This is a genomic window from Erwinia sp. PsM31, from assembly GCF_030433775.1.
Classification (GTDB): Bacteria; Pseudomonadota; Gammaproteobacteria; order Enterobacterales; family Enterobacteriaceae; genus Erwinia; species Erwinia aeris.
In genome coordinates this window covers 16,623-33,272 of record NZ_JARUWZ010000040.1, presented here as the reverse complement: position 1 = coordinate 33,272, position 16,650 = coordinate 16,623, and the positions used below count along the sequence as shown (strand labels likewise).

14 protein-coding genes and 3 tRNA genes are annotated in these 16,650 nt (G+C 58.0%); 2 read left to right on the top strand and 15 right to left on the bottom strand.

Features of this window, described 5'->3' with window-relative positions; genetic code table 11:
- Positions 1-79: 79 nt before the first annotated feature.
- The 15 genes from QCD69_RS20925 to trxA form a co-directional block, all read right to left on the bottom strand.
- Positions 80-166: transfer RNA gene (locus tag QCD69_RS20925), tRNA-Leu, on the bottom strand.
- Between the two features lie 10 nt (positions 167-176).
- Positions 177-252 (bottom strand) — tRNA-His (locus tag QCD69_RS20920).
- Positions 253-326: 74 nt separating this feature from the next.
- A tRNA-Arg gene (locus QCD69_RS20915) sits at positions 327-403 on the bottom strand.
- Between the two features lie 168 nt (positions 404-571).
- Positions 572-1,312 (bottom strand): lipopolysaccharide N-acetylmannosaminouronosyltransferase, encoded by a 741-nt coding sequence (wecG, locus tag QCD69_RS20910; protein WP_253457211.1) that lies wholly within the window; start codon positions 1,310-1,312, stop codon positions 572-574.
- A gap of 15 nt (positions 1,313-1,327) precedes the next feature.
- A complete protein-coding gene (wzyE, locus tag QCD69_RS20905) occupies positions 1,328-2,686 on the bottom strand; it encodes an ECA oligosaccharide polymerase (protein WP_301253412.1) in 1,359 nt (452 codons plus the stop codon).
- Positions 2,683-3,747: a TDP-N-acetylfucosamine:lipid II N-acetylfucosaminyltransferase gene (locus QCD69_RS20900; protein WP_301253411.1), complete on the bottom strand. Its 1,065-nt coding sequence runs from the start codon at positions 3,745-3,747 to the stop codon at positions 2,683-2,685. The genes wzyE and QCD69_RS20900 overlap by 4 nt, the downstream gene beginning before the upstream one ends.
- Complete coding sequence (gene wzxE, locus QCD69_RS20895; protein WP_301253410.1) at positions 3,744-4,994, bottom strand: lipid III flippase WzxE; 1,251 nt, start codon at positions 4,992-4,994, stop codon at positions 3,744-3,746. The genes QCD69_RS20900 and wzxE overlap by 4 nt, the downstream gene beginning before the upstream one ends.
- A 1-nt stretch (position 4,995) precedes the next feature.
- Positions 4,996-6,123 (bottom strand): dTDP-4-amino-4,6-dideoxygalactose transaminase, encoded by a 1,128-nt coding sequence (gene rffA / locus QCD69_RS20890; RefSeq protein ID WP_301253409.1) that lies wholly within the window; start codon positions 6,121-6,123, stop codon positions 4,996-4,998.
- A 4-nt stretch (positions 6,124-6,127) separates the two neighbouring features.
- On the bottom strand, positions 6,128-6,832 hold the full coding sequence (gene rffC, locus QCD69_RS20885) for a dTDP-4-amino-4,6-dideoxy-D-galactose acyltransferase (RefSeq protein WP_253457197.1): 705 nt from the start codon (positions 6,830-6,832) through the stop codon (positions 6,128-6,130).
- Positions 6,829-8,091 carry a UDP-N-acetyl-D-mannosamine dehydrogenase gene (gene wecC, locus QCD69_RS20880; RefSeq protein ID WP_253461189.1) on the bottom strand — a complete coding sequence of 421 codons (1,263 nt, stop codon included), beginning with the start codon at positions 8,089-8,091 and terminating at the stop codon, positions 6,829-6,831. The genes rffC and wecC overlap by 4 nt, the downstream gene beginning before the upstream one ends.
- Positions 8,088-9,218, bottom strand: coding sequence for a non-hydrolyzing UDP-N-acetylglucosamine 2-epimerase (gene wecB / locus QCD69_RS20875; protein ID WP_253457195.1), 1,131 nt, complete (start codon positions 9,216-9,218; stop codon positions 8,088-8,090). Before wecB ends, wecC begins: the two co-directional genes overlap by 4 nt.
- A gap of 45 nt (positions 9,219-9,263) precedes the next feature.
- Entirely contained in the window at positions 9,264-10,292 is a 1,029-nt protein-coding gene (gene wzzE, locus QCD69_RS20870) for an ECA polysaccharide chain length modulation protein (protein ID WP_253457192.1), read from the bottom strand.
- 41 nt (positions 10,293-10,333) lie between these two features.
- The gene (gene wecA, locus QCD69_RS20865; RefSeq protein ID WP_253457189.1) at positions 10,334-11,413 is read right to left on the bottom strand and encodes a UDP-N-acetylglucosamine--undecaprenyl-phosphate N-acetylglucosaminephosphotransferase; all 1,080 of its coding nucleotides are present in this window, start codon (positions 11,411-11,413) and stop codon (positions 10,334-10,336) included.
- A gap of 312 nt (positions 11,414-11,725) precedes the next feature.
- Positions 11,726-12,985: a transcription termination factor Rho gene (gene rho / locus QCD69_RS20860; protein WP_125290732.1), complete on the bottom strand. Its 1,260-nt coding sequence runs from the start codon at positions 12,983-12,985 to the stop codon at positions 11,726-11,728.
- Between the two features lie 410 nt (positions 12,986-13,395).
- Complete coding sequence (trxA, locus tag QCD69_RS20855) at positions 13,396-13,728, bottom strand: thioredoxin TrxA (protein ID WP_125290733.1); 333 nt, start codon at positions 13,726-13,728, stop codon at positions 13,396-13,398.
- Positions 13,729-13,845: 117 nt separating this feature from the next.
- On the opposite strand from trxA, the gene rhlB reads away from it, so the two are divergent.
- Positions 13,846-15,135 carry an ATP-dependent RNA helicase RhlB gene (rhlB, locus tag QCD69_RS20850; RefSeq protein WP_253457186.1) on the top strand — a complete coding sequence of 430 codons (1,290 nt, stop codon included), beginning with the start codon at positions 13,846-13,848 and terminating at the stop codon, positions 15,133-15,135.
- A gap of 4 nt (positions 15,136-15,139) precedes the next feature.
- A complete protein-coding gene (gene gppA / locus QCD69_RS20845) occupies positions 15,140-16,624 on the top strand; it encodes a guanosine-5'-triphosphate,3'-diphosphate diphosphatase (RefSeq protein WP_253457183.1) in 1,485 nt (494 codons plus the stop codon).
- The last annotated feature ends 26 nt before the right edge of the window (positions 16,625-16,650 follow it).

Sequence of the window (16,650 nt, the reverse complement as noted above, 5' to 3'; positions counted from 1 at the left end):
CTCCGACCCACTGGTCCCAAACCAGTTGCGCTACCAAGCTGCGCTACTCGCCGAAAACTGCGTACTGCTAAAGATTTTGTGGTGCGAAGAGAGGGACTTGAACCCTCACGTCCGTAAGAACACTAACACCTGAAGCTAGCGCGTCTACCAATTCCGCCACCTTCGCATACAAAATCTGGGGTGGCTAATGGGACTCGAACCCACGACAACTGGAATCACAATCCAGGGCTCTACCAACTGAGCTATAGCCACCACACCTGTTACTCGTACTGCTTTACTACCTAACGCGGTAATACTACCACCGCAGCTCTTGCGCACAAACTTAATGGCGCGCCCGACAGGATTCGAACCTGAGACCTCTGCCTCCGGAGGGCAGCGCTCTATCCAGCTGAGCTACGGGCGCGTAGCGCCGTTGCGGATGGGCATACTACGGATTCGAGCCGATCCTGTCCAGTGCTTTTTGCACAAAAAATTCCGTTTGCTTACGCTTTGTGCGTTCTGTCTAAACTACAGGCGTTTTAGCGCGTTAATGCTTGTCTTTTAACCGATGAGGCCGTTTAAAAGCCGTTAATTAAAGATCGCCGCGCAGGTGATAACGCAGGTATTTTAGCAGGCTGAGCTGCCTTCCAATCCGCGAAGGCTGCACGATCAGCCGATAAAGCCACTCAAAGCCCGTTCTCTGCCATATTTTCGGCGCGCGCTTCACGTTACCCGTGAAAACATCGTAGGTGCCGCCTACGCCCATATAGAGCGCATCAGGGTAGAGAGCCTTGCAGTCGCGCATCAGGATCTCCTGACGCGGCGATCCCATCGCCACGGTGACAATCTTTGCGCCGCTGGCGGCGATGCGGGCAAACAGCGCTTCCCGATCGGCAGGCGCGAAATAGCCGTCCTGCGAGCCAACGATATTGACGTTCCACTGGCGCTTCAGCTTCTCTTCGGTCTGGGACAAAATGCCCGGCTTGCCGCCGACCAGGAAAACCGGCGTGCCTTCGCGGCCGGCACGCTCCATCAGTCCTTCCCACAGATCGGCTCCGGCAATACGCGCAACCTTAGCCTGCGGATACTTTTTGCGGATGGAGCGGACGATACTGATGCCGTCGGCGTACTTATATTCCGCCTCGTCGATCAGACGATGAATTTCCGGGCGGCTTTCCGCCGTCAGCACCTTTTCCGCATTGATAGCCACCAGCGTGCCGCTTTTCAGGCGTTCCCCCAGCCAGAGATAATCAAGGAATTCGGCCATATCGCGAAAGCCCAACAGCGTAATGCCGCGGATCGGGTAGTGCGGCGGCGTAAAAGCGGAGTCCATGACAGGTCCTTAAAGTTACTGGCTAACAGGTTTTGTTTTTGCGCCCGGATGGCGCACCGGCCGCGCACGGATTACGCCCGCGCTGTCGAACAACCAGTAGAGCAGCTTGGCTGCCACCACCGCCGCCGCAAAAATCAGGCAGAAGAACACCACGCGGGAGGCGAAGGCGTCCAGCCCTTCTCTGGCGAGCACTATCATATTAAAAACCGCGCCGAAGCAGAAGCTTTGCAGAATGGCGGCCTTGTAGCGATTATCCTCATGACGTCCTTTGGCATACAGCCAGTCGAACCATTTGATAATCATGCCTACCGCCACCGCGCCCAGCGGAATAAACCAGACGCCGCCCATTACCACCAGCGAGCCTAACAGCGTCGGCGAGATCGCCAGCCCGGAATGGTTGTTCAGCACTTCCCAGGTAAAGTAGTTGGCGCTGTTCAGTACCACCGAAGGCCTGTCCGGCCACAGCCAGCCCGGAATAAAGACGTAGAAATCCCGGACGATGGGCGCCAGCCCCTGGAATTCGATTTTGTCGTAATTTTGCAGCAGAAGACCCAAATTTTCCCAGGGCGAAAAGGTATCGCGCGTCAGGTAAAGGAAGGTGTAAAACGCCTCGCTGCCGCTGACGTCGAGGTTATAACGGCGCAGCGCCAGCCAGAACATGCCAACGATGCCCGCAACGCCAGCGGCGGCCAGCATCCACAGCGTGATCCAGCCCTGGATGATGCCGATAAAAAGAAACAGTGCGAAAGCGATGATGATGTTGGCGCGCGTGCCGCCGACAATCGCATAGGTCAGCAGCCCAAAAGCGACGGTAGCCACCAGGAACAGCAGCCAGCTTTTCAGGCCGGGACGCAGGAAGTAGACCACCAGCATCGCCGGGATAAAGAAGTAGAAGAAGCGCTTCAGCGCCACGCCCGACACTTCTGCCGAGAAAATCTGGCTGTAGCTGTGCAGCTTAAACAGCAGAAAACCGTTATGCAGAAAGAACACCAGCACCGTGCCCAGCGCAATCAGCGCCAGGATGCTCCACGTCAGGTGCGCCTCAACGCGGTTGATGGTGAACACCTGGCGAGCGGGCCTTTCCGTCGCCTGCCTGAGCCGGGTTTTATAGCTGACATAATAGATAGCGTAGAAGCAGGTTGCGGCAAGCATCGCCTGCAGCAAATACTCCGCAGGCACCACCTGCACATTGAAGCCAAACACCAGCACGCAGGTCAGCGGGAAGCCAAAGTAAAAGGTCAGCAGAAAAAGCAGCGAGAAGAAGACGTTGAAGTTAAACCGCACGCGCCGAAACTCTCGCCAGGTCAGCGTCAAAATCAGCCCCAGCGACAGCAGCCAGACCGTCAGCAGGCCTGCAAACTGTGAAAAAATCATGCCGTTGCTCCTTCCGCCAGCGCCAGCGCCTGCTGCCAGCCCGCCACAAAGGCCGGGTCGAAAAAGGCGATGGCGGCTTTATCCATGCCGGCCATCTGCCGCTTTGTTTCGGCGATCAGCTCCGGTGTTAGTTTATCACCGGCAAAAAGCACCGGCACCTGCTGCCCGGTCAGATCCTGCCAGAAAGGATTTTTACGGTTGATAACAAACGGAATGTTGGCCTGGATCAGCAGACACAGCGTGCCAATGCCCTGCTGGCGCTCGAAGATAAAGTAGCCCAAATCGCAACGGGCAAGTAGCGCCAGGTAAGCCGTAAAATCAAGCTTTTCGGTCAGCACGTTCAGCCTGGCGCCAAACAGCGCCGCGCCGGCTTCCCGCACGCGCTGGATATAAGCGTCGTTATTTGCCGGGTAGCCCATGGGCACAATGACGTTCACCCGCTCGCCGAACTGCTGATGGATTTCCTGCAACGCCTGAAGGTGACAGTTGCTGGCATCGCCGGAGTTGCCGACCAGAATGGTCAGCTCGCTGTTTTCTGGCGCGTCAGGCAGCGCGATCTGCGCCATGCGCGTCGGGAAATAGAGCAGCGAAGCGGGCACGGCAGGCTGACGCTGCTGGAAAAAGGCGATATCGCCGCGCGTGGCGAAGACATGACCGATGCGCTTTTGCGCCAGGCGACGCATGGCGTAAAACAGGCGGAACTTCAGGCCGCCAGCCTGCTCGTAGAGATCGGCGCCCCAGATATGCCAGTACGCCTGGTCAGGCCGGATTTTGCGTAGCAGCAGCGCCAGCCACAGCGTCGGATTGAACTGGCCATGAAAGAAAAAGCGCGTCTGTCGATCGGCCTGTGCGCGGGCAGTTACTGCCTCAGCAATGCTTTTTTTATCCTTAAACCAGCGAATAGCCAGTGAGGAAAACGCCGTCGCAGGTTCGCCCACGACCCAAAACTGGCGCTGTTCATTGCACGGCGCGGCCTGGGTCATGACGTCATTAAAAAACCGCAGAACGGTCTGGTTGTGGTGCTCAATCGGCGAGCCAAGAACGTGGATCAGTGTTGTCATACTTGTCTTTGATAAAGAAAAAATACGCCAGCGCAAAGCGCAAAATAGACGATGTAGGTTGCCATATAGGCCTGCGCCGCGCCGACAGCGCCGTGCAGTGGGATCAGCCACCAGGCAAACAGCGTCAGCAGCAGAAACTGGCTGACTTCCGTCAGCAGGTAAAAACGCAGCGAGGCTTTGGCAATCACCAGATAGCCGAACACATAAGCGCCTACCTTAAAAACGTCGCCGGTCAGCTGCCAGATAAAGAGGTCGCGCATCCCGGTGAACCTGCTGGAAAACAGCAGCCAGATCGCCACGTCGCGCAGCAGCCAGACGGTAAGGCTGACCGCCATCACCGCAGGCAGCACAAAGCTCAGCGACCGCCGGATCTCGCGCGAGATCGCTTTTTTATCGGTCAGCTTTGCCAGCGTCGGCAGCAGATAGACGCTGAAAGAGGCGGTGATAAATTGCAGATAAGCGTCCGAGATGCTGGTTACGCCCTGCCACAGACCGACCTGCTCCCAGCCGTCGTGCGCCGCCAGCAGATTACGCATCATCACCCAGGCGACCGGCAGCGTTACGGCGGTCATCAGCGCCATCAGCGTGAATTTACCCAGATTACGCGCGATGTCGCCGTGCCACTGCGGCTTAAGGAAATGCAGCGGCAGATGGTCGCGCTTTGCCAGCAACAGCGCCGCGGGCACCACTACCAGCGCCGGAACCAGCGCCATGCCGATCAGCGCGCCGCTGTAGCCGCCCAGCCAGTAACAGACAAACCACGCCGCCACGCCGATCAGGCTGCCTGCGATCAGCGACAGCGCGTTGCCCATCGCATCGCGAAAGCCTTTGATTACCGCCAGCGCCAGGTTGGCCCAGGCGATGCCGACCTGCACAAAAGCCAGCATCCGCACCACGTTCGCATAGCCGCCGTGACCAAACAGGCCGACGCTGACCGGTTCGGCAAACAGCAGGAAAACCACCGCCAGCAGCGTAGAGAAGCCCAGCACCATTGCCGACGCCGTGCCGGTTACGGCGCGCAGCCGGGCAGGCTGCTGCTGATATTCCGCCACGTATTTGGTGACGCCGTTGAAGATGCCTGCGCCAGCCAGCACGCCCAGCACGGTGATTAGCTGGCGAAAGTTGCCCGCCTGCCCCACGCCCGCCGGGCCAAAGGACACGGCCAGCATCTTGACCACCAGCAGACCGGCAGCGATTTTTACCAGCGTGGACGCTGCCGTCCACACCGAAGCTTTAGCCAGCGACATATCAGAACCAGCTCAGCAGCGAGTTGATAACCGTTTTCTGGTTATTGTCGGAAAGGTTGTAAAACAGCGGCAGCCGCAGCAGGCGTTCGCTTTCCGCCGTGGTGTAGCGATCCGCCCCGTGAAAACGGCCAAAACGCTGCCCGGCCGGTGACGAATGCAGCGGGATATAGTGAAATACGGCCAGGATTTCCGCTTCTTTTAACCAGTTAATCAGCGCGTTGCGGTCGTCGTTATCGCGCAGCTTGATATAGAACATATGCGCGTTGTGCTGGCAATCTGCCGCAAGGGTCGGCAACGTAATTCGTCCGCTGGCGGCGACGGGCAGCAGCGCGTCGTAGTAGTTCTGCCACAGGCGCAGGCGCTGCTCGTTGATGCGTTTGGCCTCTTCCAGCTGCGCCCAGAGATAAGCGGCCTGCAAATCGGCCATCAGGTAGCTGGAGCCGATATCCCGCCAGGTGTATTTATCCACCTGGCCGCGAAAGAACTGGCTGCGGTTGGTGCCTTTTTCACGGATGATTTCTGCTCTTTCCACCAGCGCCGAATCGTTGATCAGCGTCGCGCCGCCCTCGCCGCCCGCTGTATAGTTCTTGGTTTCGTGAAAGCTGAAGCAGCCGATATGGCCAATCGTGCCCAGCGCTTTGCCTTTGTAGGTAGCCATTACGCCCTGCGCCGCGTCTTCAATCACGTAGAGTTTATGCTTTTCCGCCAGCGCCATGATCGTATCCATCTCACAGGCGACGCCCGCGTAATGCACAGGAACGATCGCGCGAGTTTTCTCGGTGATGGCCGCTTCGATCAGCTTTTCGTCGATGTTGAGCGTATCGGGACGGATATCGACAAACACGATAGTCGCGCCGCGCAGCACAAAGGCGTTGGCGGTAGAGACGAAGGTGTAGCTCGGCATAATCACTTCATCGCCGGGCTGAATGTCGATCAGGATGGCGGCCATCTCCAGCGAGGCGGTGCAGGACGGCGTCAGCAGCACTTTACGACTGCCGAACCGGTTTTCCATCCACTGCTGGCAGCGACGGGTAAAGCCGCCGTCGCCGCACAGCTTGCCGCTGCCCATCGCGGACTGCATATACTCAAGTTCGGTTCCCACCACCGGTGGGGCATTAAACGGGATCATAAAATTACCTGTAGAGCCACCAGGCGGTGCGTTCAATTACGCCGCCGCAGCGATGATAAAGTCGGAGTGCCGGCAGATTGCCAAGCTGAGTGGCAACATGCAGACGCGTCAGGCGTCGCGCGCGACACCAGTCAATGGCGGCCTCGATCATGCGCTGACCGACGCCCAGTCCCTGCGCCTCAGGCAGCGTCGCCAGCAGGCCGATCCTGCCGCTGCCGTCGGCCAGCTCGCGCAGTGAGACGAAACCCTGTAGTTCGCCCTGGTCGTTGACGGCAATCAGGCACTGATGGTCGAAAGTCCCCAGTACAGCGTTTTCCACCCACTGCGCATAGAATCGCCCGCTGTCTTCCGCTTTATACCAGGGCGCGCGAAAGCGGCTGAAGGCAAAAGCGCTGCTGGCTACCTCGCGCAGCGCCGGAATATGTTCCTTACGGGCAATGCGAATGCCTTCCGGCCTGCCGCCCACGCCGATACCCAGCACGAAATCCGCTTCGCCTTCTACAAAGCGAAACCCCAGCGCGCTTAACGCATCCAGCTCCGCCGTCTGCTGCGACAGGATTTTCGCCTGGACGAGGTCATATTGCCGTAGCGACGCTTCATCGATCGGCGCCTCGTGCAGATCGACGGTCAGCAGGGCGCTGTTGATAGCGAAGAACGCGTTTTCCCACGTCAGCGGTTCGACGCGTCCCGGCAAAGCGGTGGCGTTCATCGCCAGAGGCCTTTGGTATCCACCAGCCAGCGCGAGCGCAGGCCTTCGACGTCGATGGTTTTGAACTGCTGATGATCCACCAGCATAACCAGCACGTCCGCCTGGCGTAACGCCTCTTCCTGCGTAACCAGCACGCTTCTCTCCGGCATCCCCTTCGGCAGCTCGTGAATATTCGGCTCCACCAGCTGGGTGACGCCCTGATGCCAGTCGGCGATCATCTGCGCCACTTCCATTGCCGGACTTTCCCGCAGGTCGTCGATATTGGGCTTAAAGGCCAGGCCAAAGCAGGCGATGGTCAGCTCGCTGGGGCGTTTGTCGCTGGCGACCAGGCACTCGGCCAGCTTTTTCTTCACCTGCTCCAGCACCCAGTGCGGCTTGCTGTCGTTAACTTCGCGCGCGGTGCGGATCAGGCGAGCCTGTACCGGATTCTGCGCCACGATAAACCACGGATCCACGGCGATGCAGTGGCCGCCGACGCCAGGGCCGGGCTGTAAAATATTGACGCGGGGATGGCGGTTGGCCAGCGCGATCAGCTCCCAGACGCTGATGCCCTGATCGGCACAGATCAGCGACAGCTCGTTGGCGAAGGCGATATTGACGTCGCGGAAGCTGTTTTCCGTCAGCTTGCACATCTCAGCGGTGCGCGAGTTAGTGACCACACACTCGCCCTCAAGGAATATTTTGTAGAGATCGCACGCTCTCTGCGAGCAAAGCGACGTCATGCCGCCGATCACGCGGTCGTTTTTAATCAGCTCGACCATCACCTGGCCGGGCAGTACGCGCTCCGGGCAATAGGCGATCTGCACGTCGGCTTTTTCGCCCGCGTGCTGAGGAAAAGCCAGATCGCTGCGCGCCATCGCCAGCCACTCGGCCATCTGCTCCGTCGCGCCCACGGGCGAGGTCGATTCCAGGATAACCAGATCGCCTTTTTTCAGCACCGGCGCGATGGACTCGGCCGCCGCTTTGACCCAGGCGAGATCCGGCTGGTGTCCGTCTTTGAACGGCGTCGGCACCGCAATCAGAAAAGCGTCCGCCGGCTCTGGCCGGGTGGTCGCCCGCAGATAGCCCTGCTCCACGGCCGTTTTCACCACCACGTCCAGGTCCGGCTCCACGATATGAATATCGCCGCGATTAATCGTCTCGACCGCTCGCGTGTTGATATCCACGCCGATCACTTTTTTCTGGCGGGAGGCGAAAGCCGCAGCGGTAGGCAGGCCAATATAGCCCAGCCCGATAACAGAAATGGTATTGAACATTATAAAGAAATCCGATTGTTTTTAAGGGCCTGCACAATACGTTCGCAGGCCAGGCCGTCGCCATAGGGATTATGGGCGCGGCTCATGGATTGGTAAGCCTCTTCGTCCGTCAGCAGGCGCGTCACCTCGCGAACGATTTTTTGTGTGTCAGTGCCTACCAGCCTGACGGTGCCTGCGTCTACCGCTTCCGGGCGTTCGGTGGTATCACGCATCACCAGCACCGGCTTGCCCAGCGAAGGCGCTTCTTCCTGGATGCCGCCGGAATCGGTCAGGATCAGCCAGGCACGATCCATCAGCCAGACAAACGGCAGGTATTCCTGCGGCTCGATCAGCACTACGTTGTCGATATCGCTGAGAATACGATTGACCGGCTCGCTGACGTTAGGATTCAGGTGCACCGGATAAACGATCTGCGCCTCGGGATGGCGGCGGGCGATATCGGCCAGCGCGCTGCAAATGCGCTCAAAGCCGTCGCCGAAGCTTTCCCGACGGTGTCCCGTTACCAGGATCAGCTTCTTATCAGCCTCAAGGAAGGGATAGCGAGTCGCCAGGCCGTTACGCAGCTGCTCGTCGCTTAACACGCGATCGCGTACCCAAAACAGCGCGTCGATCACCGTGTTGCCGGTAACAAACATGCGCGCGGCGGGCAGATTTTCGCGCAGCAGATTTTGCCGCGCCGTTTCCGTCGGCGGGAAGTGCCAGGTCGCCAGATGCCCGGTCAGCGTGCGGTTGGCCTCTTCCGGCCACGGCGAATACAGATCGCCCGTACGCAGTCCGGCCTCCACATGCCCCACCGGAATGCGGTGATAAAAAGCCGCCAGGCTGGCTGCGAACGTCGTGGTGGTATCGCCGTGCACCAGCACGACATCCGGCCTGAACTCCGTAAACACGCCTTTCAGCCCTTCCAGAATACGGCTGGTGATCTCCGTCAGCCCCTGGCCTGGCCGCATAATATTCAAATCGTAATCGGGGACGATAGCAAACAGCTGCAGCACCTGATCCAGCATCTCACGATGCTGCGCGGTAACGCACAGACGCGCGTCTATCTCGCCATCCTGGGCAAGTGCATGAACCAGCGGAGCCATTTTTATCGCTTCCGGGCGCGTGCCAAAAACAGTTAATACTTTCACTGTTGTTCTCTTTCCTTCGTCTGTCAGGTAACTATAAATCGGCGCTTAACCGCGACGTCGGCGTAGCAAAGCGGTACCCGCGCCAACCAGCGCGCCTACGGCACCCCACATGATCATCATAAACAGGCGACGTGGGCTGTCGCGCTTCACCGGCTCTTCCGGCGTGCGCAGATAGCGCCAGGTCTGGAAAGCATTATCCGGCTTCGGCCCGGCATTCAGCGTGCTCAGCATGGCTCTGTTTTGATCATAGTCCAGATCGTAGGTCGGCCCGCTGGCCTGCAGGTTTTCCAGGCGGGCCTGCAACAGCGAGCGGCCCAGCAGAAACAGCTCGGAATCGGGCAGCTGTTCTGAAGGCGTGCTGGTTTTCGCCTGCTCGAAGCCCTGCTGCTGCGCGATTTTCAGCGCCTGCTGCACGCTGTTGATCTGGCGGTCATAGATGGCTTTCGCTACCGCTTCCTGCCGCTGCACCTGCGCCTTCAGCTGCTGAGCGCGGGCGGCCCAGCCGCCTGCCAGCTCGGCGTTAAGATGCTGCGCGGCGCGCTGGCCGGCAAAAGCAACATACTGGCGCAGCAGCGTGTTGGCCGCCGGCGCGGTTTCCGCGATCAGCTTGACGCTGTCATTCAGGCTTTTTGCCGCATCGCCGGGCTGATACTGAATATTGGCGATCAGCTCGTCGAGCAGCGCGGCATCGTCGCGAGCCTGCCCGCTCTGCCGCTGTTTGTAGTAGTCGCTTTGCAGCCAGAACTCGCGGCGGGTGTCATAAGACGCCAGCTGCATCACGAACTCCTGATAGGCTTCGTCCGCAATGGCGGGCGCAACGATGGGTGTGCTGCTGCTGCGGCTGTCCAGATTGTTCAGAAACAGCTGCTGCGAGTAGTAATTGCCCAACATATTGACGGTGGGACGATCGGTGACCGCCGTGGTGCTCCATTTTGGCGTGATCAGCAGCGAGCAGAGCCAGGCCAGCAGGGCAAAAAGCAGCGCGCTGCCGATAATCCACCGCTTTCCTCGCCATAGCGCGCAGCACAGCCCGCGGATATCCAGCTCGTTCTCTGCAACGTCAGGATGCGTCATACATGATATTCCTTGTCCAGGGTAAAGAGGTCCGAAACGGTCTAGCGGGCTTTGCGCAGCCTTCTTTTGACTCTTTTCAGCATTCGCGCCACGCGCCAGGCGCGTTTAATACAGTAGCCGTAGAGCATAAAAGCCAGTAAAAACAGCACCAGCATCAGCCACTCCGGCACAAAGCTCAGCGATTCTCCCAGCACGCCGACGCCGGCCAGCAGCGCGGCCGCCAGCGTGATCAGAAAGCAGGCCTGCCGCGAGGTAAACCCGGCGCGCATAATCAAATGGTGAATGTGCTGGCGATCGGCGGAAAACGGGCTCATGCCCTTGCTGAGGCGGCGATACATAATGGCGATCATATCCATCAGCGGAATGGCGATCAGCCACAGCGCCGTGACGGGCGTGACGGGATGGCTTTGTCCTTGGGTCGCCTCCAGCAGGATCCAGATAATGGTAAAGCCAATCAGCGTGCTGCCCGCATCGCCCATAAAAACCTTGTAGCGACGGCCGAAAACGCCAAGATTAAGCAGGATATAGGGGATAATGGCGGCGATCATCGCAAAACACCACATCGCCAGGCTTTGCTGCCCGTCCACGAACAGAATAATGCCCATCGCCAGGAAGGTGACGCAGGACAGGCCGCCCAGCAGACCGTCGATACCGTCCACCATATTAAAAGCGTTGATGGCCGCCCAGACCGCAAACAGCGTCAGCACGTAGCCGAAAGGCCCGACGATCAGCTCCCAGGGGCCAAAAATAAAGCCCAGGCTGAGCAGATAGAGTTTGGCCATGGTCATCATCACCACGGCGATGCCTGCCTGAACGCAGGCGCGTATCTTTACGCTGATATCAAAGCGGTCATCAAGCGCTCCGACCAGCACCAGCACGCCAGCGCAGCTCAGGTAAAGCAGACTATGGGGAATGTAGTAATCGGTCACCGCGAAGCTAAAACAGATGCCGGCGAAAACAGAGATGCCGCCAACCAGAGGAATAACGCCCTGGTGACGTTTGCGATAGTTGGGCTTGTCCACAAGACCCACTTTCTTGGCTGCTTTACGGGCGAAAAAGAGAAACACCAGCGAAAACAAAAATATTAAAGCAAGCTCAGTACTCATATTGAGTAAATTCACATTAACCAGCTCTCTGCTAAGAATCCCAGTGTTATAGCAATTTCTGTGCCACAAACCGCTGTCTGATTCTGATGTCCATTGTGCCACGGGAAAAATCCAGCCTCACCGCCCGATTTCCTGCCCGCCGCACCTTTAATTTAATTCTCCAGTGGCAACATCGTATAGCCCATAAACGAAAAACGCCACGTCTGAGCGCGGCGTTCCCCGAGTTTTCTTCTTTTTCCGGCTTCTGCGGTGAATTCGCACAAAAACAGGCCAAAAAAAGAGAGGGTTGATCGCTCAACCCTCTTTTTTTCCAGCAGACCGGCCGACTTACGAACGCTTCATCATATCGAAGAATTCGTCGTTGGTTTTGGTCATCGCCAGCTTGTTGATAAGGAATTCCATCGCATCGATCTCACCCATTGGATGGATGATTTTGCGCAGGATCCACATCTTCTGCAGCTCTTCAGAGCTGGTAAGCAGCTCTTCTTTACGCGTACCGGAACGGTTGTAGTCGATAGCAGGGAACACGCGCTTCTCGGCGATTTTACGCGCCAGATGCAGTTCCATGTTGCCCGTACCCTTAAATTCTTCGTAGATGACTTCATCCATCTTCGAACCGGTATCGACCAGCGCGGTAGCGATGATGGTCAGGCTGCCGCCCTCTTCCACGTTACGCGCGGCGCCGAAGAAGCGTTTTGGACGGTGCAGGGCGTTGGCATCCACACCACCGGTCAGCACTTTACCGGAAGCCGGCACCACGGTGTTGTAGGCGCGAGCCAGACGCGTGATGGAGTCGAGCAGGATGATAACGTCCTTTTTATGCTCGACCAGACGCTTGGCCTTCTCGATCACCATTTCAGCGACCTGCACGTGGCGGGAAGCCGGCTCATCGAAGGTAGAGGCGATCACTTCGCCCTTCACCAGACGCTGCATCTCGGTTACTTCTTCCGGACGTTCGTCAATCAGCAGCACCATCAGCACGCAGTCAGGATGGTTATAGGCGATGCTCTGCGCGATGTTCTGCAGCAGCATGGTTTTACCCGCTTTTGGCGGCGCCACGATCAGACCACGCTGGCCGCGACCGATTGGCGAAGCCAAATCCAGTACGCGTGCGGTTAAGTCTTCGGTAGACCCGTTGCCGCGCTCCATGCGCAGACGCGAATTAGCGTGCAGCGGCGTTAAGTTTTCAAACAGGATTTTGTTACGGGCATTTTCCGGCTTGTCAAAGTTAACTTCATTAACCTTCAGCAGGGCAAAATAGCGCTCGCCTTCTTTCGGCGGACGGATCTTGCCGGAGATGGTGTCACCAGTGCGGAGGTTAAAGCGGCGAATTTGGCTGGGGGATACGTAGATGTCGTCAGGGCCGGCGAGGTAGGAGCTGTCTCCAGAGCGGAGGAAACCAAATCCATCCTGCAATATCTCCAGTACGCCGTCGCCGAAGATATCTTCGCCGCTTTTCGCGTGTTGTTTAAGGATGGCGAAGATAATGTCCTGTTTGCGCATGCGCGCCAGGTTTTCCAGCCCCATATTTTCGCCGAGTGTTATCAGGTCAGAAACCGGCGTATTTTTTAATTCGGTAAGATTCATAATGGTGGGTTCTTAAACTCGGGGTAAATCTCGAAATGTTTGTCGTCAATGGTATGGCGAAAAATCCATGCCTGTTAATGGCTGTCTTGTCAGACTCCCGATCATCGCGTGCAGGAATACGCGGATCCGATACGGGGAGACGGTAAGGACAAGGTGCCGGAAATTCTGGATACTAACCGTCAGATTGCTGAACATTTGTTACATTCAGAGGAAAACAGTGTTCAACAAGGAGTAAATATTAGATTCAAACTACAGGTAAGTGCGTAATGCAGTAAAAGTAAGTTAGCACGCTCTATGGCAAACGTCTAGCGATGAGCTAAAAATATGAACGAGGCAAAAAGAAAACCGAAGCGGGAAGCAGACTCGCGCCTGCGGTGAGCGCATATGGCCCACCGCAGCAGCAGAGCTGGTTAGCCCAGGTTCGCGTTCAGGAACTCTTTCAGCTGTCCTTTAGAAAGTGCGCCCACTTTCGTTGCCGCGACTTCGCCGTCTTTAAACAGCAGCAAAGTAGGAATACCGCGGATCCCGTATTTTGGCGCGGTGCCTGGGTTTTCGTCGATATTCAGTTTGGCGATAGTCAGTTTGCCGTCGTATTCTTCGGCGACTTCGTCAAGGATCGGGGCGATCATTTTGCACGGACCGCACCATTCTGCCCAGAAGTCGACCAGCGTCAAGCCTTCTGCTTTCAGGACGTCGGTTTCAAAGCTGTCATCGGTCAGGTGGACAATTTTATCGCTGCTCATGTCTTACTCCAAAAGATTATGCCTGGCTGCCTGGCGTAAAATCTGCCAACTTAGGTTGACTTTATTTCACCGGATACGCTTTCGTAAAGCAATAGTAAGCTGATATTCTACCACACTATGAGCAAAACACACTTAACCGAACAGAAGTTTTCCGACTTCGCCCTGCACCCTCAGGTCATTGAAGCCCTTGAAAATAAAGGCTTTCATAACTGCACGCCTATTCAGGCGCTGGCATTGCCTTTCACCCTTAACGGGCGTGATGTAGCGGGACAGGCGCAAACCGGTACCGGGAAAACGATGGCGTTTTTAACGTCAACGTTCCATCATCTTCTTTCTCACCCCGCGCCGGAAGGCCGTCAGGTCAATCAGCCGCGCGCGCTGATCCTGGCGCCAACCCGCGAATTGGCCGTGCAAATCCACGCCGATGCGGAACCGCTGGCGCAGGTGACCGGCCTGAAGCTGGGGCTGGCCTACGGCGGCGACGGCTACGATAAGCAGCTGAAAGTGCTGGAGAGCGGCGTCGATATTCTGATCGGCACCACCGGCAGGCTGATCGATTACGCTAAACAGAACCACGTGAATCTGGGCGCGATCCAGGTCGTGGTGCTGGATGAAGCCGACCGGATGTTCGATCTGGGCTTTATCAAAGATATCCGCTGGCTGTTCCGTCGGATGCCTGCGGCGAACCAGCGTCTGAATATGCTCTTCTCCGCTACCCTTTCCTTCCGCGTGCGCGAGCTGGCGTTCGAAAACATGAACAATGCCGAATATGTGGAAGTCGAGCCGGAGCAGAAAACCGGGCATCGCATTAAGGAAGAACTTTTTTATCCTTCTAATGAAGAAAAAATGCGTCTTCTGCAAACCCTGCTGGAAGAAGAGTGGCCGGATCGCGCCATTATCTTTGCCAACACCAAACACCGTTGTGAAGATATCTGGGGTCACCTGGCCGCGGACGGCCATCGCGTTGGCCTGCTGACCGGCGACGTGGCGCAGAAAAAACGCCTGCGTATCCTGGACGACTTTACCAAAGGCGACGTGGATATCCTGGTGGCCACTGACGTGGCGGCGCGCGGCCTGCATATTCCTGCGGTGACGCACGTCTTTAACTACGATTTGCCTGACGATCGCGAAGACTACGTGCATCGCATCGGCCGTACCGGCCGCGCGGGTGCCAACGGGCACTCAATCAGCCTGGCCTGTGAAGAATATGCGCTGAACCTGCCGGCGATTGAAGAATATATCGGCCACAGCATCACCGTAAGCCGCTACAACAGCGATGCGCTGATGACCGATCTGCCGCCGCCGAAGCGCCTGACACGCAGCCGTTCCGGTACCGGCCCGCGTCGCAGTAGCGGCCCGCGCCGCAGCGGCCCGCCGCGCAATAATAACCGCAAACGTTCAGGTTAACGCCATGCCCAGCGCCTCATCGCTTTATGCTGCAATAGATTTAGGATCTAACAGCTTTCATATGCTGGTGGTGCGCGAGGTGGCGGGCAGTATCCAGACCGTTGCGCGTATCAAACGCAAAGTCCGCCTGGCGGCCGGTCTGGACAGCGACAGCCGCCTCTCTGACGAGGCAATGGCGCGCGGCTGGCAGTGCCTGGCGCTGTTTTCGGAACAGCTACAGGATATTCCCACGGACCAAATCCGCGTGGTCGCTACGGCGACGCTGCGGCTGGCCGCCAACGCAGAGGCTTTTCTTTCCAGGGCGCAGAACATTCTGGGCTGCGCCATCAATGTGATCAGCGGCGAGGAAGAAGCCTGTCTGATCTATCAGGGCGTGGCGCACACCACTGGCGGCTCCGATAAGCGACTGGTGGTCGATATTGGCGGCGGCAGCACCGAGCTGGTTACCGGCAGCGGTGCACAGCCCGGCGCTCTGTTCAGCCTGTCGATGGGCTGCGTCACCTGGCTGGAGCGTTATTTCGGCGACCGCCACCTCGGTAAAGATAATTTTGCCGCGGCGGAACAGGCAGCAAGCGACATGATCCGACCGGTTGCCTCAAAACTGCGCGAGCAGGGCTGGGAAATTTGCGTCGGCGCCTCCGGCACCGTGCAGGCGCTACAGGAAATCATGATGGCGCAGGGCATGGACGAACGCATTACGCTTGCCAAGCTCCAGCAGCTGAAACAGCGCGCCATTCAGTGCGGCAAGCTGGAAGAGCTGGAAATCGAAGGACTGACGCTGGAGCGCGCGCTGGTTTTCCCCAGCGGCCTCTCTATTCTGATCGCCATCTTCACCGAGCTGAACATCAGCAGCATGACGCTGGCCGGTGGCGCGCTGCGCGAAGGGCTGGTATACGGAATGCTCGGGCTGCCGGTCGATCGGGATATCCGTAGCCGTACCCTGCATAACATTCAGCGTCGTTTCGTGATTGATGCCGAACAGGCGGAACGCGTGCGCGCCCTGGCGGAGAGCTTTGGCCGTCAGGTCAGCCACAGCTGGAAGCTGGATGAACGCTGTCGGGAGCTGCTCAACAGCGCCTGCCTGATCCATGAAATCGGCCTCAGCGTCGATTTTAAACAGGCGCCGCAGCACGCTGCCTATCTGGTTCGCCATCTCGATCTGCCGGGCTTTACTCCGGCGCAGAAAAAGCTGCTGGCCACGCTGCTGCAAAACCAGGTCAACGGGATCGACCTGGCGCTGCTCAGCCAGCAAAACGCCGTACCTCCGCGCATGGCGGAAAGAATGTGCCGGCTGCTGCGGCTGGCGATTATTTTCGCCAGCCGTCGCCGTGACGATACGCTGCCTGCCGTGCGGCTCCATGCCGATGACGACGCGCTACAGCTGACGTTGCCGAACGGCTGGCTGGAAGCGCATCCGCTGCGGGCAGAACTGCTGGAGCAGGAAAGCCGCTGGCAGAGCTATGTGCACTGGCCGCTGACCGTCAGTTAAAGAATAAGGGGACAGCTTGCGTCCCC

Excerpts from the sequence above, each read along its gene's own strand:
- QCD69_RS20900 (WP_301253411.1), bottom strand. The coding sequence starts at position 3,747 with ATGACAACACTGATCCACGTTCTTGGCTCGCCGATTGAGCACCACAAC.
- wzxE (WP_301253410.1), bottom strand. The coding sequence starts at position 4,994 with ATGTCGCTGGCTAAAGCTTCGGTGTGGACGGCAGCGTCCACGCTGGTA.
- rho (WP_125290732.1), bottom strand. The coding sequence starts at position 12,985 with ATGAATCTTACCGAATTAAAAAATACGCCGGTTTCTGACCTGATAACA.
- rffA (WP_301253409.1), bottom strand. The coding sequence starts at position 6,123 with ATGATCCCGTTTAATGCCCCACCGGTGGTGGGAACCGAACTTGAGTAT.
- rffC (WP_253457197.1), bottom strand. The coding sequence starts at position 6,832 with ATGAACGCCACCGCTTTGCCGGGACGCGTCGAACCGCTGACGTGGGAA.
- wzyE (WP_301253412.1), bottom strand. The coding sequence starts at position 2,686 with ATGATTTTTTCACAGTTTGCAGGCCTGCTGACGGTCTGGCTGCTGTCG.
- gppA (WP_253457183.1), top strand. The coding sequence starts at position 15,140 with ATGCCCAGCGCCTCATCGCTTTATGCTGCAATAGATTTAGGATCTAAC.
- wecG (WP_253457211.1), bottom strand. The coding sequence starts at position 1,312 with ATGGACTCCGCTTTTACGCCGCCGCACTACCCGATCCGCGGCATTACG.
- trxA (WP_125290733.1), bottom strand. The coding sequence starts at position 13,728 with ATGAGCAGCGATAAAATTGTCCACCTGACCGATGACAGCTTTGAAACC.
- rhlB (WP_253457186.1), top strand. The coding sequence starts at position 13,846 with ATGAGCAAAACACACTTAACCGAACAGAAGTTTTCCGACTTCGCCCTG.
- wzzE (WP_253457192.1), bottom strand. The coding sequence starts at position 10,292 with ATGACGCATCCTGACGTTGCAGAGAACGAGCTGGATATCCGCGGGCTG.